Below are 19,839 nucleotides of genomic sequence, written 5' to 3' on the forward strand. Positions count from 1 at the left end.
GTTGCATGACCTCCGTCCTGCAACGACCCGAGCCGACCGACCTGTTCGCGCCCGGACGTCCGCGCCCCGTCCTGTTCGTGGCGCTGGTCGCCGGGGCGGCCCTGGGTGTGGTCGACCTGCTGCTGCAGGTGGCGCTGCCGTACCCGTGGGCGAACCTCGCCAACAGCAGTGCGGTGTGGGCGCTGGCGGCGTTCGCCTACGGCGCGTGGGTCGGCGTCACCGGGGTGCGGGCGGCCGTCGGCGGGGCGGTGCTGCTCGTGACGGCGGTGGTCACCTACTACCTCGCCGCCGTGCCGATCCTGGGCGACGAGGTCGCCACCGTGTGGGCCCCGGCGAGTCTCGCGTGGGCGGCGTTCGGGGTGCTCGCGGGTGTCCTGTTCGGCTTCGCCGGCACGGGGGCGCGTCGCCCGGACTGGCGACGGCCGGTGGCGGCGGCGGTCGCGGGGGCGGTCTGCTTCGCCGAGTTCGCCGTGCTGCTGGTGCACGCCGACGCCGGCACCCCGGACGACGCCTCCGACCTCGTGTGGACGGCCGTCATCACCGCCGCGCTGGGCCTCGGGACGCTGGTCGCCGCGGCCCGCACCGTCCCCGCCATCGGTCGTGCCCTGCTGCTCTCGGTCCCGATCGCGGCCCTCGGCTTCGCCGGGTTCGTCGCGGGCGGCTTCACCGGAGGTCTCGGGGGATGACGCTGCTCATCGGTGATCCGGCCGTCGCCGCGGTTCCCGTGCTCGACACCGGCGAACCGCTGGTGGCACTCACTCCGGACCTCACGCCCGGCGGGCGTGGGGGAGTGCTCGTGCGGGCCGGGGTCGCGGCGCGGTTGGAGCAGGCGGCGCGGTCGCTGCCGGCCGGTACGGGCCTCTGCGTGGTCGACGGGTACCGGCCGGCTGCGGAGCAGCTCGCGATCATCGCCCGCTACACCGAGGAAGTACGGCGTCGGCAGCCATTGGTGCACGGTGCAACGCTGGACCGGTTGGTGAGCCGACACGTCGCGCCGCTGGCCACCGCGCCGCACGTCGCCGGAGCGGCCGTCGACGTCACGCTCACCGTCGACGGCGGGCCGGTCTGGATGGGATCGGCGCTCGACGCCACACCCGAGCAGAGCGCCGGAGCGTGCTACACCGACGCGCCCGGCCTCGACAGCGTCGTGGTCAACCGCCGCGCGGTCCTCGGGATCGCCCTGCGCGGGGCCGGGTTCGTCAACTACCCGACCGAGTGGTGGCACTGGAGCTGGGGCGACCGCTACTGGGCCGTCGTCACCGGTGCGCCCCACGCGCGGTACGGCCCCGTGGAGTCGGTGCCGGTCGAGGTGCCGGCATGAGCCCGCGGCCCGCCCCCGTCCGGGTCCGCGACCGGGTGTCCGGGTCGCGGTTGACCGTCGACAGCGCGGCGATCGAGGCCAACGCGCGGGTGTTCCGCTCCCGCGCGGCCGGTGAGCTCATGGCCGTGGTCAAGGCCGACGGGTTCGGTCTCGGAGCGGGCGCGGTCGCGGCGGCCGCTCGGCGCGGTGGCGCGACCTGGTTCGGGGTGACCTCGATCGAGGAGGGCGTGGCGCTGCGTGAGCTCGGGTTCACCGTGCCGGTGCTGTCGTGGCTCAACCCCGTCGACTCCGAGTGGACCGTTGCACTGGACAACGACATCGACCTCGCCGTCCCGAGCCGGGAGCACCTCACGGCGGTCGTCGCCGCCGCGCGGGCACGGCGCACCACGGCCCGGCTGCACCTGCACGCCGACTGCGGCATGGCCCGCGACGGCGCCCCGGTGGACCGGTGGTGGTCGTTGGTGACGGCCGCCCGCCGGGCCCAGGCCCGGGGCGAGGTCGAGGTCGTCGGACTCATGGGCCACCTGGCCCGGGCCGACACCGGACCCGATGACGCCGGTCGTGAGGCGTTCCGCCGGTTCGTGGCCGTGGCCCGACGGGCCGGGGTGCGTCCGGCGGTCCGGCACCTAGCGGCGACGTCCGCGACCCTCACCGACCCCGCGAGCCACTTCGACCTGTGCCGGGTCGGGGCCGGCCTGGTCGGGATCGATCCGTCCGGGTCGACCCGGCTGCACCCGACCGTCACGTGGACGGCGCCGGTGGTCGCGGTCCGGGACGTGCCGGCGGGTACCGGGGTCGGGTACGGCCACACCACCGTGACCGGCCGGCGGACCCGCCTCGCGACGCTTCCCGTCGGCTACGCGGACGGCGTCCCGCGCGTGGCCGGCGCCACCGCGTCCGTGCAGCTGCGCGGACGTCGTTGCCCGGTCGTCGGGCGCGTCTCCATGGACCAGGTCGTCGTCGACGTCGGTGACCTGCCGGTGGAGCCGGGGGACGACGCCGTGCTGTTCGGCCCGGGCCGGCACGGTGAGCCGACGCTGCAGGACTGGGCGTCCTGGGCCGGGACGATCGAGCACGAGATCGTCACCGGCATCGGCGCCCGGGTGCGCCGGGTCGCCACCGGACGAGTCGTCCGGCTCGGAGCGACCGCGTGACCACGCGGGTGGCGGTCGTCGGCGGCGGACGCAGTGCGGAGCACGAGGTGTCGCTGGCGTCCGCCGCCGGGGTGGCCGCGGCGCTGCGCGAGGGCGGGTTCGCGGTGACGGCCCTGACCGTCGACCCCGACGGCCGCTGGTGGCACGACGGCGTCCCGCTCGGGCCTGACGTCGCGAGTTCGCTCGCCGTCGGCGTCACCCTGCTGGCGGCCACGGACGCCGTGGTGCCGATGCTGCACGGCCCGCACGGGGAGGACGGCACCCTCGCCGCCCTGTGCGACCTCGCCGGGGTCGCCTGCGTCGGTTCGCCGGTACTGGCGGGTGCGGTGGCGATGGACAAGTGGCTCACCAAGGTGCTCGCCCACGAGGTCGGGGTCGCGGTGGCGCCCGGCGTGCTCGTGCGCCCCGGCGACGACCTCCCGCCGTGGTCCGGGCCGGTCGTCGTCAAGCCGGTCGCGGCCGGGTCCAGCCACGGCGTGACCGTGGTCGACGACCCCGCCGCGCTGCCCGCCGCCCTGGCCGCGGCCTTCACCCACGATGACCGGGCGCTGGTCGAGCGGCGCGTCGTCGGACGCGAGGTCGACGTCGCGGTGTTCCGCCGGGCCGACGGCACGCTCCACGTCGGCCCGCCGCTGGAGATCGTCGTGCCGGGCGGCCTGTTCGACACCGACGCCAAGTACGGCGACGCCCCGGCCGAGTTCCGGTGCCCCGCGGCCCTCGGCGTCGACGACGCGGAAGGGCTCGTCGACGCGGCGCAGGCGCTGTACGTCGCGTTGGGCTGTGCCGGGGTGGCCCGGTTCGACTTCTTCCTGACCGCGGCGGGGCTCGTGCTCAACGAGGTCAACACCACGCCCGGGTCGACGGCGCGCTCGCAGGTGCCGCTCATGTACGCCGCGGACGGCCTGGGGTTCGCCGCGTTGCTGGCCGAACTCGTCTCGGCGGCCGTGGTCACCTACCGTGCTGGGACGTGGGACCAGCACCGGCGGATCGCGACGTGACCGCGCCGCCCGTGCCCGGTGTGCGCCTGGTGCTCCCGCGCGCGTGGGTGCCCGACGTCGTCACGGCCGCGCTGCTGGGCGTCGTCGGGCTGGTCGAGGTGGCTGCCCGGTCGATGCCGGCGTCGGCGCTGCTCGTCGTGCTGGGGTCGGTGGGGGCGGTCGTGCTCGCCCGGCACGCCAACGCCTACGCGCTCGGGGTGGTCTGGGCCAGTGCCGCGATCCAGGTGCTGTCGCGCAACGACGTCATCGTCGTCGAGGTCGTGGCGGCGATGATCGTCGCGTACGCCACCGCCCAGCACGGGTCCCGCGCCCTGCTGTGGGTGTCGGGGTTGTCGATCCCGGCGGGCGCCACCCTCGCGATGACCTGGCTGGTGTGGAACGGCAGTTCGATCGCCTACGCGCTCACCGACCGCACCGGTGCGCTGTCCTACGCGGGCAGCGCGCCCGGACTGGTCACCGCGGGCTGGCTGCTCGTGGCCGGTCTGCTCGGGGTCCCGTGGGTGGCGGGCCTCGCCGTGCGCGCGCGCAGCCAGGCCGACCGTTCGCGGGTGCAACAGTTGGCCGCCGAGGAGGAACGTGACCGGGCAGAGGTCGGACGGGCCGCCGCCGAGGAGATCGCCTCCCTGCGGGCGGAGCAGGCCCGCCTCGCCCGCGACGTCCACGACGTCGTCGGGCACTCGCTCGCCGTCATCCTCGTCCAGGCCGAGTCGGCGAGCTTCCTGCCCGACGACGACCTCGAACGGATCCGGCTGACGATGACCAACATCGCGACGTCGGCGCGGCGTTCGTTGCAGGACGTCCGCGCCGTGTTGTCCTCGACCGGTGACCCCGAGCAGACCGGTGTGCGGGCGCCCGACGTCGCCGAGCTCGTGACCGATCTGCGCGAGGCCGGCAACGACGTGCGTGCCGAGGTCGTGGGCGAGCCGTGGCCACTCACGCCCGCCGAGCAGACGCTGGTGTTCCGCCTGGCGCAGGAGATGCTCACCAACGCGCTCAAGCACGGCGTGCGGGGTGAGCCGGTCTTCGTGGAGCAACGGTGGAGCGGGGACCTGCTGCTGGAGGTGCGCAACCGGGTCGACGCGTCGCGGCCGGCGCGCGAGGGCGGGCTGGGCATCGTGGGCATGCAGCGTCGGGTCGAGGAGGTCGGCGGACGTCTGGCCGTCCGGCGCCGCGAATCCGAGCACGGCGACGGCTCGGGGGACTACGCGGCCACCGCCTTGATCCCGACCAGCTGGACCGGCGGGTGAGCGCACCGATCCGCATCGTCCTCGTCGACGACCAGGAGTTGTTCCGGTCGGGTGTGGCGGTCATCGTCGACGCCCAGCCCGACATGGAGGTCGTCGGGACGGGCGGTTCCGGTGATGACGCCGTCCGGCTGGTCGACGAACTCGAACCCGACGTCGTCCTGCTCGACATGCGCATGCCCGGCAGTGACGGGGTCGAGGCGACGCGCCAGATCTTCTCGCCGGGCCGCGCGGCGAGGCGGGCTCGCCCGGTGCGGGTCCTGGTGCTCACGACCTTCGACCTGGACGACCGGGCCGCGACCGCCATCCGTTACGGCGCCAGCGGATTCCTGCTCAAGGACACCACGCCGGCGATGCTCACCGACGCGATCAGAACGGTGTTCGTGGGCAACGCGGTCCTCGCCCCGACCGACCTGGCCACGTTGCTCGAGGGTCGGTTCCAGGCCCGCCCGACGGTGCCCCCCGCCTTCGAGTCCCTCACCGAGAAGGAACGCGAGGTGTTCCACGCCGTCGCCCGGGGGCGCAGCAACACCGAGATCGCCGGGGACGTCTACGTCAGCGAGTCGACGGTGAAGACCCACGTCGGGGCGATCCTGCGCAAGCTCGGCCTGCGCGACCGGGTGCAGATCGTGGTGTTCGCGCACGACCACGGCCTGGTCGGATCCTGACGGTCGCCGTCGGTCCCGGACGCGGACCGGCCCCGGACGACGGGTGTCGTCCGGGGCCGGTCCGGGGGTCGCGGGTACTGCCGGGCCCGCTCAGAGGTCGTTCGGCATGACGCTCGCGTAGGCGAACCCGATGGTGATCGTCGCGCCCGCCGGCAGGCCGAAGGCGGCCGTGGTCAGGGCGATCGTGAGGGCGGCACCCGCTGCGGCGTTGGCCGTCGTCGCCGTGCCGCGGATGACCACCCCGCCGACACCCGGCAGGGCGACGGTCGTGTTGGGTGCGACGTTCAACGCGATCGGCGTGTTCGCGATGCGCAGGTTGACGAAGTCGACCGTCGACGTCGGCGTGTAGACGCCGGCGCCGGAGAGCGTGACCTCGGCTCGGGTGGTCACGTTGTCGGCGGTGATGAGCCCGCCCAGCAGGTTCAGCCCGGCGATGGTGTTGACCATCGTGCTGCGCGACCCCTTGTTGGTCGCGGTGCCGTTGGCCGTCGAGGTGGCCGTGCCCAGGGTGCCGAGACCGGCGAGGTTCGACGACGCGACGTTCGCGCTGATGTCCGTGCCCTTGGTGCCGGTGGTCGGCATGCCGATCGCGCCGAGCGGGCCGATGCTGGCCGAGGCGTCGCTCTCGGCGGTGACCGCGGCGGAGAAGGCGAGCCCGTTGAGCGGCGCGTAGAGCGGGCTGACGTACTGCGTCTGGGCCGTGGTCGGGTTGATGGCGATGGTCGAGCCGACCGCGGAGCCGCTGAGCACCGTGACGAGGATGCCGGTCGAGACCGCCATGCCCTCGTGGATGCCGCCGGCGACGCCGGAGGCGTTGAGCACGATGCGGGCGACACCGGGGACCTCGATGGTCGTGTTGGGTGCCACGGTGCCGTTGATGACGGCCTGCCCGGTGATCTTGAGGTTGGTGAAGGTGCTCTGGGCGGTGCCCGCGACCTTGTCCGGCTTGACGGTCAGCGACGAACGGGTGTCGATCGCGCTGAGGGTGAGCGTGCCGCCGAGGATGTTGACACCGGCGGTGCGGGCGTGGCCGGTGACGATCGTGGCGGTGTTCTTCGCGTTGCGCGCCGTCGAGACGTCGGTGCGGACCTCGCCGGCGTTGAGCAGGCCGGGGATGGTGGCGGACGCGGCGGTGGTGCTGCCGGACTTGCTCGTGCTGCGCGTGGTGATCGCCACCGGGGCGGTCGGGCCGGAGTTCGCGAGGCCACCGAGCAGGGTGGCCGCGATCCCGGCGGCGGTCGCGCCGAACAGCGGGCTCTTCGTCGTCGGCGCGGCGGTGGCCGGCGCGGCGGTCGCCACGGTCACCGCGGCGGCGGTGAGCAGCGTGGTGACCGCGGCGGCGGCTCGGGTGTGGGGCATGGGAGGTCCTGTCTCTCGCGCGGTGTCGTCCTGACCGGGGGGTCGGCGAGAGCAGATTAGGTGAAATCGGTGTAGGGATCTTGTCGGAGCGGCAACCTCTCGAAGTGAAGAGATCCGGCCGCCGGACCATCACCGGGGACTGTTGCAGGCAGCAGCAGTCGCCCTCGATCGATCCGGCGGCCGGGCGACCTCAGAGCGTCGGGTAGTCGACGTATCCCTCGGCGTCGCCGCCGTAGAAGGTCGCGCTGTCCGGCTCGTTCAGCGGTGCGCCGGTGCGCCAACGCTCGACCAGGTCCGGGTTGGCGATCGCGAGCCGACCGACCGCGACGAGGTCGGCGAGGCCTTCGTCCAGCAGGGCCTGCGCCGACTCCTGCGTGGTGACCTCGCCGAAGCCGTCGTTGCCGATCACGGGTCCGCCGAAGCGGGTCCGCAGGTCGCGGGTCAGCTCCGCGCGCGGGTCGGCGAGGTAGGAGAGGTACGCGAGCCCGAGCGGTGCGATGGCGTCGACCAGCGTGCGGTAGGTCGTCGCCGTCGCCTCCGGGTCGTCCTCGACCGCGCCCTGGATGTTGTGCGACGGGCTGATGCGGATGCCCACCCGTTCCGGGCCGATGGCCTCGGCGACCGCCGTCACGACCTCCACCGCGAAGCGCGCCCGGTTCTCCGGGCTGCCGCCGTAGGCGTCGGTGCGGACGTTGGAGGACGGGGCGAGGAACTGGTGCACCAGGTACCCGTTCGCCGCGTGGATCTCGACCCCGTCGAGACCCGCCTCGACCGCGCTGCGGGCCGCGTGGACGAACTCGCCGACAACCGCGGGGATCTCCTCGGTGGCGAGGGCACGGGGCGTGGGGAAGTCCTGCTGACCGGTCGCGGTGACGATCTGGCCGGGCGCGGCGATCGCGCTCGGCGCGACGAGGTCCGGCACGGGGGTGTTGTCGGGGTGGCCGATCCGGCCGGTGTGCATGAGCTGGACGACGATGTGGCCACCGCGTGCGTGCACGGCGTCGGCGACGGCGCGCCAGCCCTCGACCTGCTCCTCGGTGTGGATGCCGGGGGTGTCGAGGTAGCCCTGACCGACGGCGCTGGGCTGGGTCCCCTCGGTGATGATCAGCCCGACGCCCGCCCGCTGGCCGTAGTACTGCGCGGCGATCTCCCGCGGGACCTGGCCGGCGCCGGCACGGTTGCGGGTCAGCGGCGCCATGGCGATGCGGTTGGACAGGGTCAACTTGCCGACCTCGATCGGCTCGAACAGAGAAGTCACGTCAGGTCCAGCAGCGGCGGCCGTGCGGGACTTCCCGGTTGTGAGCCTCCCCGCGTGGCGGGGGCGGACGTGAGGATCAGCCGGTCGGCGGGAAGCCGTGCCGGGCCAGCCAGTCGCCGGTGACCTCGTAGGCCCGCTGGCGGGCCTCGACCTGCGAGAGGTACACGTCGTGCCGGGCGCCGGGGATCGGCACGATGGTGGTCTCGTCGCCGAGGCAGCCCGCCCACCGGGCGATCTGCCGGACGTCGAGCACGTTGTCGGCGCGGTCGCTGCGCTCGCTGTACCCGGTGGCGAAGTGCGAGGCGTCGCTGCGCAGGACGAGTGAGGGCACGCCGACGTCGAGGCCCCGGTGCAGCTGGGCGTGCCCGCGGCGGACGGCGTTGAGCCACCCGACCGTCACCGGGAACCCCGCGAGGGGCTTGAGGTCGAGGTCGAAGTCCCACTCGCCGGTGCCGCTGGTGTGCAGGGTCGCGCCGTAGACGCCCGGCAGGGTGGCGACGGTGCGGCTCGGCTGGACCTTCGCGATGCCACGCATGGCCTGGGTCAGCGGGCCGCGCTGGACCGGCTTGCCCTGCAGGTCGAACCACGGGCTGTTGAGCACGATCCCCGCGACGGGCGCCAGGCGGTCGCCCGCGCGGCGGCGGTCCAGCCACAACGGGACGATCAACCCGCCGGTCGAGTGGGCCACCACGACCACCGGGAGCCCGGGGTGCGCCTCGGCGACGACCTCGAGGCTCCGGTCCAGTTCGAGGTCGTGGAGGGCGAGGTCGGACACGTAGTGGGCGGTCTGCCCCGGCCGACGGGACCGGCCGGACTTGCGCAGGTCGAGGGCGTGGAAGGCGAGGCCCCGGGCGGCGCAGAAGTCCGCGAGCTCGGTCTGGAAGAAGTAGTCGCTGAACCCGTGCACGTACAGCACGGCGCCGTGGACGGTCTCGCCGGGACGCACCTCCCGCCGTACCAGCACCGCCTCGATCGCCCCCTCGCCGTCGGGGTCGTCGCCGAGTTCGAGGTCGAGGCGGGAGTAGCCGTCGCCGAGGATGTCCGGTGCCCAGGTCACGGCGGCGATTGTGCCGGACGCCGCACAGCCCCGGTCGACGACGGTCGACCGGGGCTGTGAGGGCTGGTCAGAGGTGCGGGAGGCGGGATGGATCAGATGTGCGGGCGGGCGGGATGGATCAGATGTTGTAGTAGAGGTCGAACTCGTAGGGGTGGGGGCGCAGGCGCACCGGGTCCACCTCGTTGTCGCGCTTGTAGGTGATCCACGCCGAGATGAGGTCCTCGGTGAACACGCCGCCCTCTGTGAGGTAGGCGTGGTCGTCCTCGAGGTTGTCGAGGACCGCGGCGAGCGAGCCCGGCACCTGGGGGATCGACTTGGCCTCGTCCGGCGGGAGCTCGTAGAGGTCCTTGTCGACCGGGGTCGGCGGCTCGATCTTGTTCTTGATGCCGTCGAGGCCCGCCATCATCATCGCGGCGAACGCCAGGTACGGGTTGCACGACGGGTCGGGCACGCGGAACTCGATGCGCTTGGCCTTCGGCGAGGTCCCGGTGATCGGCACGCGGATGCACGCCGAGCGGTTGCCCGCGCTGTAGACCAGGTTGACCGGCGCCTCGTAGCCCGGCACCAGACGGTGGTAGCTGTTGACCGTCGGGTTGGTGAAGGCCAGCAGTGACGGCGCGTGGTGCAGCAGGCCGCCGACGTAGTAGCGCGCGATGTCCGAGAGACCGGCGTAGCCGAGCTCGTCGTAGAACAGCGGGTCGCCGTCCTTCCACAACGACTGGTGGCAGTGCATGCCCGAGCCGTTGTCACCGAACAACGGCTTCGGCATGAAGGTCGCCGACTTGCCGTTGCGCCATGCAACGTTCTTGATGATGTACTTGAACAACAGCACCTCGTCCGCGGCGTGCGTGAGGGTGTTGAACTGGTAGTTGATCTCGGCCTGACCGCCGGTGCCGACCTCGTGGTGCGCGCGCTCGAGCTTGAGCCCGGCGTTCATGAGCTCGGTGCTCATCTCGTCGCGCAGGTCGGCCTGGTGGTCGTACGGCGAGACGGGGAAGTAGCCGCCCTTGACGTTGGTCTTGTAGCCGAGGTTGCCGCCCTCCTCGTCACGACCGGTGTTCCAGTAACCCTCTTCGGAGTCGACCTTGTAGAACGAGCCGTTCATGCTCGTCTCGTACCGGACCTCGTCGAAGATGTAGAACTCGGCCTCGGGGCCGAAGTACGTGGTGTCGGCGATGCCGGTCGACTTCAGGTAGGCCTCGGCCTTGGTCGCCACCTGGCGCGGGTCACGCTCGTACGGCTCACCCGTGCGCGGCTCGACGATCGAGTGGTTGATCGCGATCGTCTTGGCCTTGCGGAACGGGTCGACGTAGGCCGTCGCGGGGTCCGGGATGAGCTTGAGGTCGGACTTGTGGATCGAGGCGAAACCGCGGATCGACGAGCCGTCGAACATCTGGCCGTCGGTGAAGGCCTCCGGTCCGAAGTTCGACGCCGGCAGGTTGAAGTGCTGCTGCACACCCGGCAGGTCGGTGAACCGGACGTCGATGAATTCGACGTCGTTGTCCTTGATGTACTTCAGGACCTCGTCAGCGCTCTGGAACATCCATCCTCCGTGAGTAGGCCACGTGCTTCCAGCGGAAGGCTAGGGACAGGGGGTTTCGGAGTTGTTTCCACGGTGTCGCGGTGGGGACGCTACGCCGGAGCTCACGCGCGGACGATCACGGTGCCGCTGATCCGGTCGTGCAGGCCGCGGCCGTCGCGGTCGACGATCACGGCCGGGACGAACAGGAACAGCAGCACGGTCCGGATCACGAGCTGCAGGGGCCGCACCCGCGACGGCGAGGGCTGCCGGTCCACCGCCACCATCCGGAGCTTGACGAAGTACATCCCGAGGGTCTGGCCGGTCAACAGCGCGCCGACGAGGTAGTCGACCGCGAGGGGGACCAGGCTCCAGGTACCCGGCAGGTGGCTCGCGACCCCCGGCAGGTCGTTGTCGCGGGGGGTGAACGAGAGCACGAGCGCCGCGACCAGCACGGACGCCACGGAGTCCACGACGAGCGCGACGAGGCGGGGGCCGAAGGTCGCGGGGGAGCCCGGGCCGTCGGCGGGCAGGCCGAGCGACGCGCCGCGGGCGGTGCCGGTCGAGGACATGGTCGCGGGCGTCGGGTTCAGCTGCGGCGGCGGGCGGTGCGGGCGACGTTGCGCATCTTGGCGCCCTGCGGCATCGGGCCCTGCGGCAGCGGCATCTTGCCACCGCCGAGCGCGGCGAGGCGGCGGTCGAGGGCGCTGACCTGCTCGGCCGACAGGTTGCGCGGCAGCCGCATCAGGTAGCCGTTGAGCTTGGCCAGCGGGACCTCGTCGTCGTCGCGGCCGACGATGACGTCGTAGATCGGGGTGTCGCCCGCGACCCGGGCGGTCTTCTTCTTCTCCTGGGCCACCAGGCCGCGGATGCGGTGCGCGGCGCCCTCGCCGACCAGGACGATGCCGGGCCGGCCGATGAGGCGGTGGACGGCGTCGAGGTGGGTGTTGCCGGCGACGGCCTGCTTGACCCGCCAGTCGCCGCGCAGGTTGTCCAGCACGTACGCCGCGGCGCCGGGCTGGCCCTCGGCCTGGCTGTAGGCCGAGGTCTGGGCGCGGCGGGAGAACAGCAGCATGGCGACCGCGAGGCCGAGCAGGGCGCCGAGCGGAAGGGTGAAGTACAGCGGCTGGCCGAGGGCGAGCGACCCGATGGCCCAGACCACGGCCACCACGACGACGAAGGCGCCGACCATGATCGGCACGAGCAGCTTGTCGGTCTTGCGGGTCATCTGGAACGCCTGGAGCAGGTTCTTCCAGGTCTGCTTGCGCTGGACCCGCTTCGCCGCGCGCGCGGCCTTCTTCTGCTCGCCCGTCAGCTTGGGCTTCCCTGCCCCGGACTTCGTCGCCGCCATGGCACCGAGGTTACCGGCGGCCGGACGCCCGGGCCGCCGGGAGTGCGGGGCTCAGGCGGTGGTGCGCGCGGCGACGGCCTGCTGGTAGAGCCGGCCCGCCCGGTACGACGACCGGACCAACGGCCCGGACAGCACGCCAGCGAAGCCGATCTCCTCGGCCTCCTCGCGCAGCTCCACGAACTCCTCGGGCCGGACCCACCGGCTGACGGGGTGGTGCCGGGGCGAGGGGCGCAGGTACTGGGTGATGGTGACCAGGTCGCAGCCGGCGTCGTGGAGGTCCTGCAAGGCCTGGCTGATCTCCTCGCGCTCCTCGCCCATGCCGAGAATCAGGTTGGACTTGGTGACCAGGCCCGCCTCGCGGGCCGAGGTGAGCACGCCCATCGACCGCTCGTAGCGGAACCCGGGACGGATGCGCTTGAAGATCCGCGGGACGGTCTCGACGTTGTGGGCGAGCACCTCCGGGCGCGAGCCGAAGACCTCGGCCAGCTGCTCGGGGACGGCGTTGAAGTCGGGGATCAGCACCTCGACGCCGGTGCCGGGGTTCAGGGCGTGGATCTGGCGGACGGTCTCGGCGTAGAGCCACGCACCGCCGTCGGGCTGGTCGTCGCGGGCGACGCCCGTGACCGTGGCGTACCGCAGCTGCATGGTCTGCACGGACTCGGCGACGCGACGGGGCTCGTCGCGGTCGAGGAGCGCGGGCTTGCCGGTGTCGATCTGGCAGAAGTCACACCGGCGGGTGCACTGGTCACCGCCGATGAGGAACGTCGCCTCCCGGTCCTCCCAGCACTCGTAGATGTTGGGGCAGCCCGCGGACTGGCACACGGTGTGCAGCCCCTCCGCCGCGACCAGGTTGCGCACGGCGGTGTACTCCGGGCCCATCTTGGCGCGGGTCTTGATCCACGCCGGCTTGCGTTCGATGGGGGTCTCGGCGTTGCGCTGCTCGAGCCGGAGCAACTTGCGTCCGGCCGGCGCGGCGACGTCCTGGGGCTGGGGGTCCTGCGGTGGTGCGGAGGTCACGCGTCCACGGTACGCAGCATCGCCAGGTTCGCCTCCACGACCGGCAGGACCTCCTCGACCGTGACGTCGCGGCCCAGTTCGGCGCTCAGCGAGGTCACGCCGACGTCGTCCAGCCCGCAGGGGACGATGCCGCCGTACGCCGCGAGGTCGGGGTCGGCGTTGAGCGCGAAGCCGTGGAGGGTGACCCCCCGGGCGACACGGATGCCGATGGCCGCGATCTTGCGCTCCGGGCGCGGGGGGCGGTCGCCGTTCCAGCCGTCGTCGGCGGGCAGCCAGACGCCGCTGCGGCCCTCGACCTGCGTGGTCGCGAGGCCGAACTCGCCGCAGACGGTCATGAGCATGCGCTCCATGCGCCGGACGTAGGCGACGACGTCGACCGGGTCCGGCAGGGCGAGGATCGGGTAGCCGACCAGCTGGCCGGGGCCGTGCCAGGTGATCTTGCCGCCACGGTCGACCTCGACCACCGGGGTGCCGTCGACGGGACGCTCGTGCGGTTCGGTGCGCTTGCCCGCGGTGTAGACGGGGTCGTGCTCCACCAGCAGGACGGTGTCGGGGGCGTCACCCGCCACCCGGGCGGCGTGGACCTCGCGCTGCAGGTCCCACGCCGGGACGTAGGCCATCCGGCCGAGCCGGCGCACGTCGAGGGCGCCGGCCAGTCGCGTGTCGGGGAGCGCGGTCGTGGTCACGTCGCGGACGGTACGCCGCCCCGGAGAGGGGGCTCAGGGACAACCCGGATGACCGCGGTGGGTCGGTTCGGGAGACTGGGCGCCGACCGCCACCCGTTCTCCGCCCCGCTCGACCGAGGAGCGACCCGTGACCGACACCCCCACGCTCGAGAAGCCGCCGTCGCCCTCCGGTGACGAGCGGGGGGACGTCGCCCGTTCCTCCGGCGCCTGGGGGTGGAAACGGGTCGGTGCGGGTGTCGTGATCATGATCGTCTGGCTGCTGCTGGGCGGGCTCGGCGGCAGCTACCAGGGCAAGCTCAGTGAGGTCCAGAAGAACGACAACTCCGCGTACCTGCCGGAGTCGGCGGAGTCCACCGAGGCGTCGAACGTCGCGGACGTGTTCTCGGACTCCTCGACCATCCCCGGCTTCGTGGTGTGGCAGCGCGACGGCGGGCTGACCTCGGCCGACAGGCAGGCCATCGAGGCGACCCGGCCGAAGCTGGTCGCCGTCGACGGCGTCGCGCAGGACCAGGTCGGGGTGACCACCTGGTCCGAGGACGGCACCGCGGCGTCGTTGCAGGTGCCGCTGGTCGCCGCGACCGGGGACGACACGGTCAACGGTGACGTCCTCGCCGACGTCGAGAAGAAGGTCATCGCCGTTGCAGAGGACAACGCTCCTGACGGCGTGTCCGTGCACCCGGCCGGGCCGGGCGGGCTGCTCGTGGCGTTCATCGACGCCTTCGCGGGCATCGACGGCAAGCTGGTCGGCATCGCCGGTGTGGTGGTGATCGTCCTGCTGCTGCTGGTCTACCGCAGCCCGGTGCTGTGGATCTACCCGTTGCTGTCGGCCGGTCTGGCGCTCGGGGTCTCCTCGATCGTCGTCTACTACCTCGCCAAGGCCGACCTCATCACGTTGTCCGGGCAGAGTCAGGGGATCCTCTCGGTCCTCGTGATCGGCGCGGGAACCGACTACGCCCTGCTGCTGGTCAGCCGGTACCGCGAGGAACTGCACAACTACGAGAACCGCTTCGACGCGATGTGGCGCGCGTGGAAGGGCGCGGCGCCGGCGATCGTGGCGTCGGCCGCGACCGTCATCCTCGGCCTGTTGTGCCTGCTGTTCGGCACGCTGAAGGCCGACAGCGGCCTGGGCCCGGTCTGCGCGGTCGGGATCGCGTGCACGGTGCTGGTGATGTTGACGTTCCTGCCGGTGTTCCTGGCGGTGTCCGGGCGCTGGATCTTCTGGCCGAAGCGCCCCCGGCCCGACGGCCAGAGCGAGATGCAGACCCACGCGGTGTGGGGTCGCATCGCGGGGTTCGTCAGCGACCACGCCCGCGCCGGCTGGATCACCGTGGCCGTCGTGCTGTTCGCGCTGGTCGCGCTCATCCCCAACCTGCACCTGGGCACGCTGTCCAACACCGAGCAGTTCACGAACACCCCGGACGCCGTCACGGGTCAGGAGATCTACAACGCGAAGTTCGACCAGGGAGCAGGGGCGCCCGCGATCATCGTGCTGAACGCGTCGGCGCTCGGCGCGGTGACCGACGCCGTGGAGGCGACCGACGGCGTCGCGACCGACGTCCCCGGTGCGGTCTGCCTGCAGCCGGACTACCGCAAGCTCGCCGACGCGTTCGCGTCCGGACAGCAGGTCCGGCCCGGCGCGGACGGCTGCCTGCCGTCGGACTTCTCGGTGCAGCCGAAGGAGGGCCGGACCGTCCTGCAGGCGCAGTTGGTGTCGTCGTACGACTCACCGGCCGCCACCGCCACCATCGAGCGGTTGCGCGACGCCGTCCACGCCGTGCCCGGTGCCGACGCGCTGGTGGGTGGGTCGACGGCCGCCAACCTCGACGTCGCGAACGCAGCCAACCGCGACCGCAACGTCATCATCCCGATCGTGCTGGTCGTGATCCTCGTCGTGCTGGCGCTGCTGCTGCGGGCGCTGGTGGCACCGTTGTTGCTCATTGCAACGGTCGTGCTCTCGTTCTTCGCGACCCTCGGGGTCAGCGGGTTCTTCTTCCAGCACGTCTTCGGGTTCGCCGCGGCCGACACGTCGTTCGTGCTCTACGCGTTCGTCTTCCTCGTGGCTCTGGGGATCGACTACAACATCTTCCTCATGACCCGCATCCGGGAGGAGACCCTCGAGGTCGGCACCCACCGGGGCATCACCCGCGGCCTCGCGGTCACCGGCGGCGTCATCACGTCGGCCGGTCTGGTGCTGGCGTCGACGTTCGCCGTGCTCGGCGTGTTGCCGCTGGTCGTGCTCGCCGAGGTGGGCTTCGCCGTGGCGTTCGGCGTCCTGCTCGACACGTTCATCGTCCGCTCGATCCTCGTGCCGGCCCTCTCGCACGACATCGGCCGGAAGATCTGGTGGTCGTCGCGGTTGGCGGCCGGGGCGGAGTAGCCCTAGAGGCGGGTGACGTCGAGCGGGGTCTCGACGGCGGTGCCCTCGGGTCCGCGTTCGACACGGTAGGCGCCGGCGTCGTCCCGTTCGGCCAGGGCCTCGACGAACTCCGTGCCGCGGTACAGCAGGCCCACGCCGTCGTCCGTGGCGTAGCCGTCGGGCAGGGTCCCGTCGGCGACGAGGGACTGGAACAGCGGGCGCCGCTGTTCCTCGCTGTCGTAGTGGACGCCGTTGGAGTACGGCAGCAGCCCGAGGCCGTTGGTGATCGGGCGCAGGTCCGGACCGAAGCTGTCGGTGGTGCCGCCGACGTGCCAGCACAGCGACCCGGCCGACACCCCCGTGAGGACGACGCGCGCCTGCCACACCTCGCGGAAGATCTCGTCGACGCCGTGCAGGCGCCACATCGCGAGCAGGCCCGCGACGCTGCCGCCCCACACCCACACGACGTCCTGGCCCAGCAGGTGCTCGCGCATGTCCTCGACGTTGGGCATCGTGAACAGCTGCAGGTGGCTGCCCTGCCACCCGAGCGCCGACGCGTTGGCGTAGAAGGTCTTGATCAACCGGTCGTCGTCGCCGCTGGCGGTGGCCAGGAAGCAGACCTTCGGCGCCCGGCCGGTCACACCCGCGAGATCGACCGCGTGGTGGGTGAGCGCGGCCGGCTCCCAGTTCAGGCGCGGCGAGTACGTGGCGCCACCGGAGGTGGCGAGGATGGTGGGCGCGTCGGCGGGCACGGGCGGAATCTACCGATCGGTCGCGATCGTCACGCGGCGTGGGCGATCGCCGCGCGCGCCGCGCGCCGACCCGAGACCAACGCGCCCTGTGTCGACGGCGTGTCCCGCCAGTCACCCGCGACGTACAGGCCCGGCGCGACGGTGACCGGCTTGCGGAAGCGGCTCCCGGCGGGCAGCGACGGCAACGCGTCGCGCACCTCGGACACCGCGACGGTCTCCCAGTTCGTGACGTCGACGCCCCAGACCCGCGCCAAGTGGTCGCGGCGGTCCTGTTCGCCGAGGGTGCCGATGCCGAGGTTGGAGCTCGCGACCAGCGCGCGGGAGTCCGGGGAGTAGGCGGGCGCGACGTTGGTCATGACGACGGAGTTGACGACCGGACCCCCTTCGCTGTCCAGCAGCAGCAGGGGTTCGCGGGTCGGTGGAGTCGGCGCGGCGTGCCACACCGTGGTGACGTCGTGCATCGCCGGGGCGTCCCAGCCGAGCAGGCCGGCGGCGGTGCGGGGGTCGGCGGCCAGGACGACGGCGTCGGCGCGTTCGGTCTTCTCGCCGGTGTCCACCTCGCCCGGTCGCACGGCGTCGACCCGCGCGCCGTACACGACGGTGTCGGCGGGCAGGTTGCCCGCGAGGGTCGCGGGGAAGTCCTGCATGCCGCTCGAGGGCACGTAGACGTCGCCCCGCACGAATGTGCGCCACACCAGGTCGACGTAGCGGGCCGAGGTCGTCAACGTGTCCTCGAGCAGGACGCCCGCGAGGAACGGTCGGACGAAGCGGTCGGTCACGGGGCCGTCGAGCCGCCAGGCCCGCAGTTGGTCGCGGAACGCGACGTCGGTGCGACGCCGGATGCGGTCGGGTGAGGCGTAGCCGCACTCGGCGAGGAACGCGGCCAGCACGGCCTTCTCCCGCAGCGAGCCGATCGGCGCGGCGAGATCGCCGGGTGCGGAGCTCGGGTCCCGGCGCGGGTCGAGGACGCGGTGGCGTCGACCGTCGCGGTAGAGCAACGCGCCCCGCGCGAAGACGGCGTCGTCACGGTGGGCGAGTGCGCCGAGCGTGGCCAGTTCCGGATAGGCGGAGTTGAGGACCTGGAAGCCGCGGTCGATGCGGAAACCGTCGACGAGGTCGGTGCGCACCCGCCCCCCGGGCGCGTCGGACGCCTCGAGCACCCGCACCTGCCACCCGGCCGCGACGAGGGTGCGCGCGGCGGCGAGGCCCGCGAGTCCGGCGCCGACCACCACGGCGCTCCTACCACGTTCCACCCCTCGCACGCTAAGCCCTGTGGACGACGAACGCCCTCGCGGGGGCCTGTGGACAACGGGCCGGTCGGACGCGCGGACCGTCCTACGCTCCGGTCCGTGCGCACCGTGGAGCCCGCCGTCGTGCCCGAGGTCGAGGGCTGGGACCTCACCCGTCTGCTCGGCGTCGGGGGCTCGGCGCAGGTGTGGCACGCGGTCCCCGTCGGTGGCGGTGAGCCGGCCGCGGTGAAGCTGCTGCCGCTCGCCGACGGCGCCGCTCCGGGCGCGGCGCTGGCCGAGGCGGCCGCGTTGCGCGGGCTCGACCACGAGCACCTCATCCGGTTGCAGGACGTCGTCCCCGTCCGCTTCCCGGGCAGCGGGCGCCACGGCCTCGCGCTCGTGCTCGACCTCGCCGAGGCCGGTTCGCTCGCCGACCTGCTGCGACGGCGGGGTCGCCTCGCGCCCGGTGAGGTCGTGACGACCATCGCCCCGGTCGCACTCGCCCTGGCGCACGTGCACGGGCAGTCGTTCGTCCACGGGGACGTCACGCCCGCCAACCTGCTCTTCAGCGCCGACGGGATGCCGCTGCTGGCCGACCTCGGCGTCGCCCGGGTGATCGGGGCGTACGGCGAGGTCCGGACGACCGCTGCGTACGCCGACCCGCTCGTCGCGAACGGTGGTCAGCCGTCGACGTCGTCGGACGTGTTCATGCTGGCCGCGACGGCCTTCCACGCCCTCACCGGCGCGCCGCCCTGGCCGGACCCGTTGCCCGGGGTGGCCCTGGCCCGCGCGGCCCGCGGTGACGTCCGCCCCCTGCGCCGCGCGCTCGCGGACGTGCCGCCGGCCCTCGCCCACGTGCTGCTGGACGCGCTGCGCCGTGAACCGCACCTGCGCCCGAGCGCGGCCGCGTTCGCGCTCGACCTCGGCCGGGCGGCGCGTCCGGTGGCGGTCGACTTCGACGCGGGCCGGGCCGTGGGAGTCGACGGCGTGGAACTCGCGGTGTGGACGGGCACGCCCCTGCCGACGGGCGAGCGCGAGACGTTCTCGGTGGAGGACCTGGAGGACCACGGGTCGACGGCCGGTGTCACGTCGTCGCCGTCCCGGCGGCGTGGTCGGCACCTGGCCCCCACCGGACGCCGTGACCGGCCGGCCTCGCCGCGTCGGCGGCTGCTGGTGGCCGGAGCGGTGTCGGTCGTCATCACCGCGGTGGTGGTCGGCGGCGGGGTCGTGCTCGGAGGCCGTGGCGACCCGTCCGACGCCCGGGCGGCCATGCCGGGTCCGGTGGGCGGCGGTGCGACACCTGCGGCGGCGTCGCCGGCCGGGGCCGCGCCCGCGACCTGGGGCGACGTCCTCGCGGGCCTCGACCGCGCCCGGGTCGGCGCCTTCGCCGCGCGGGATCCCTCGGCCCTGTCAGGCGTCTACGCCGACGGGGGGTTGCTCGCTGCCGACCGCGCCACCCTCGCCACCCAGGTCCCGAACGGGTGTTCGTTGCAGGGTGCAACGACGACCTACACCGACGTGCAACCCGACGTCGCATCCGTGCCCGCAGACCACCCGGCGCAGGTGACCCTGCAGGTGACGGCGACCCTGGCGCCGTCGGTGCGGGTGTGCCCGGGCCGTGCCGACGAACCGGTCGAGGGCCTCGCAGCCACTCCACTCGCCGTCACCCTCACCGCCGTCGGGTCCGGCTACCGCATCACCGCCCAGTCGACCCGCTGACGTTCGTCGCCCGCAGCCCGTCGCCGTCCAGGGCCGCCCGGGCGACGGCCTGCAGCGCGCCCTCGCGCAGCGGACGCAGCCGCGCCCGCGGGTCGAGCAGGTGCTGCACGGCGAGCCCGTCGTGCAGCGCGAGCAGGACCCGGGCCAGGTC

Annotated in this window: 18 protein-coding genes; 8 read left to right on the top strand and 10 right to left on the bottom strand. The window is 73.1% G+C overall.

Annotation, left to right across the window (positions count from 1 at the left end; all coding sequences use genetic code 11):
- Nucleotides 1-5: 5 nt before the first annotated feature.
- The 6 genes from ACXR2U_RS15205 to ACXR2U_RS15230 are packed head-to-tail and all read left to right on the top strand — an operon-like array spanning nucleotide 6 to nucleotide 5,385.
- Nucleotides 6-686 carry a DUF6518 family protein gene (locus tag ACXR2U_RS15205; protein ID WP_458825899.1) on the top strand — a complete coding sequence of 227 codons (681 nt, stop codon included), beginning with the start codon at nucleotides 6-8 and terminating at the stop codon, nucleotides 684-686.
- Complete coding sequence (locus ACXR2U_RS15210; RefSeq protein ID WP_458825900.1) at nucleotides 683-1,321, top strand: M15 family metallopeptidase; 639 nt, start codon at nucleotides 683-685, stop codon at nucleotides 1,319-1,321. The genes ACXR2U_RS15205 and ACXR2U_RS15210 overlap by 4 nt, the downstream gene beginning before the upstream one ends.
- On the top strand, nucleotides 1,318-2,475 hold the full coding sequence (gene alr / locus ACXR2U_RS15215; RefSeq protein ID WP_458825901.1) for an alanine racemase: 1,158 nt from the start codon (nucleotides 1,318-1,320) through the stop codon (nucleotides 2,473-2,475). Before ACXR2U_RS15210 ends, alr begins: the two co-directional genes overlap by 4 nt.
- Nucleotides 2,472-3,473, top strand: a complete 1,002-nt coding sequence (locus ACXR2U_RS15220; RefSeq protein WP_458825902.1) for a D-alanine--D-alanine ligase family protein — start codon at nucleotides 2,472-2,474, stop codon at nucleotides 3,471-3,473. The genes alr and ACXR2U_RS15220 overlap by 4 nt, the downstream gene beginning before the upstream one ends.
- Nucleotides 3,470-4,720: a sensor histidine kinase gene (locus tag ACXR2U_RS15225; protein ID WP_458825903.1), complete on the top strand. Its 1,251-nt coding sequence runs from the start codon at nucleotides 3,470-3,472 to the stop codon at nucleotides 4,718-4,720. Before ACXR2U_RS15220 ends, ACXR2U_RS15225 begins: the two co-directional genes overlap by 4 nt.
- Nucleotides 4,717-5,385 carry a response regulator gene (locus tag ACXR2U_RS15230; protein ID WP_458825904.1) on the top strand — a complete coding sequence of 223 codons (669 nt, stop codon included), beginning with the start codon at nucleotides 4,717-4,719 and terminating at the stop codon, nucleotides 5,383-5,385. Before ACXR2U_RS15225 ends, ACXR2U_RS15230 begins: the two co-directional genes overlap by 4 nt.
- A gap of 90 nt (nucleotides 5,386-5,475) precedes the next feature.
- On the opposite strand, the gene ACXR2U_RS15235 is transcribed toward ACXR2U_RS15230, so the two are convergent.
- From ACXR2U_RS15235 to lipB, 8 genes are all read right to left on the bottom strand, one after another.
- Entirely contained in the window at nucleotides 5,476-6,744 is a 1,269-nt protein-coding gene (locus ACXR2U_RS15235) for a choice-of-anchor P family protein (RefSeq protein ID WP_458825905.1), read from the bottom strand.
- A 190-nt stretch (nucleotides 6,745-6,934) separates the two neighbouring features.
- On the bottom strand, nucleotides 6,935-8,002 hold the full coding sequence (locus ACXR2U_RS15240; RefSeq protein WP_458825906.1) for an alkene reductase: 1,068 nt from the start codon (nucleotides 8,000-8,002) through the stop codon (nucleotides 6,935-6,937).
- Between the two features lie 76 nt (nucleotides 8,003-8,078).
- Nucleotides 8,079-9,068, bottom strand: coding sequence for an alpha/beta hydrolase (locus ACXR2U_RS15245; protein ID WP_458825922.1), 990 nt, complete (start codon nucleotides 9,066-9,068; stop codon nucleotides 8,079-8,081).
- A 109-nt stretch (nucleotides 9,069-9,177) separates the two neighbouring features.
- Complete coding sequence (gene glnA / locus ACXR2U_RS15250) at nucleotides 9,178-10,602, bottom strand: type I glutamate--ammonia ligase (RefSeq protein WP_458825907.1); 1,425 nt, start codon at nucleotides 10,600-10,602, stop codon at nucleotides 9,178-9,180.
- A 101-nt stretch (nucleotides 10,603-10,703) separates the two neighbouring features.
- Entirely contained in the window at nucleotides 10,704-11,150 is a 447-nt protein-coding gene (locus ACXR2U_RS15255; protein ID WP_458825908.1) for an RDD family protein, read from the bottom strand.
- Nucleotides 11,151-11,167: 17 nt separating this feature from the next.
- Nucleotides 11,168-11,929 carry a DUF4191 domain-containing protein gene (locus ACXR2U_RS15260; RefSeq protein ID WP_458825909.1) on the bottom strand — a complete coding sequence of 254 codons (762 nt, stop codon included), beginning with the start codon at nucleotides 11,927-11,929 and terminating at the stop codon, nucleotides 11,168-11,170.
- A 51-nt stretch (nucleotides 11,930-11,980) separates the two neighbouring features.
- On the bottom strand, nucleotides 11,981-12,946 hold the full coding sequence (gene lipA, locus ACXR2U_RS15265) for a lipoyl synthase (protein ID WP_458825910.1): 966 nt from the start codon (nucleotides 12,944-12,946) through the stop codon (nucleotides 11,981-11,983).
- Nucleotides 12,943-13,632 carry a lipoyl(octanoyl) transferase LipB gene (lipB, locus tag ACXR2U_RS15270; protein WP_458825911.1) on the bottom strand — a complete coding sequence of 230 codons (690 nt, stop codon included), beginning with the start codon at nucleotides 13,630-13,632 and terminating at the stop codon, nucleotides 12,943-12,945. The genes lipA and lipB overlap by 4 nt, the downstream gene beginning before the upstream one ends.
- A gap of 244 nt (nucleotides 13,633-13,876) precedes the next feature.
- On the opposite strand from lipB, the gene ACXR2U_RS15275 reads away from it, so the two are divergent.
- Nucleotides 13,877-16,009, top strand: a complete 2,133-nt coding sequence (locus ACXR2U_RS15275; protein ID WP_458825923.1) for an MMPL family transporter — start codon at nucleotides 13,877-13,879, stop codon at nucleotides 16,007-16,009.
- A 2-nt stretch (nucleotides 16,010-16,011) separates the two neighbouring features.
- On the opposite strand, the gene ACXR2U_RS15280 is transcribed toward ACXR2U_RS15275, so the two are convergent.
- Both ACXR2U_RS15280 and ACXR2U_RS15285 read right to left on the bottom strand, forming a co-directional pair.
- Nucleotides 16,012-16,740 (bottom strand): Type 1 glutamine amidotransferase-like domain-containing protein, encoded by a 729-nt coding sequence (locus tag ACXR2U_RS15280; protein WP_458825912.1) that lies wholly within the window; start codon nucleotides 16,738-16,740, stop codon nucleotides 16,012-16,014.
- A gap of 29 nt (nucleotides 16,741-16,769) precedes the next feature.
- The gene (locus ACXR2U_RS15285; protein ID WP_458825913.1) at nucleotides 16,770-17,993 is read right to left on the bottom strand and encodes an NAD(P)/FAD-dependent oxidoreductase; all 1,224 of its coding nucleotides are present in this window, start codon (nucleotides 17,991-17,993) and stop codon (nucleotides 16,770-16,772) included.
- 96 nt (nucleotides 17,994-18,089) lie between these two features.
- On the opposite strand from ACXR2U_RS15285, the gene ACXR2U_RS15290 reads away from it, so the two are divergent.
- A complete protein-coding gene (locus ACXR2U_RS15290) occupies nucleotides 18,090-19,688 on the top strand; it encodes a serine/threonine-protein kinase (RefSeq protein ID WP_458825914.1) in 1,599 nt (532 codons plus the stop codon).
- Nucleotides 19,689-19,839: the final 151 nt, after the last annotated feature.

This window comes from Jatrophihabitans sp. YIM 134969, from assembly GCF_054456675.1.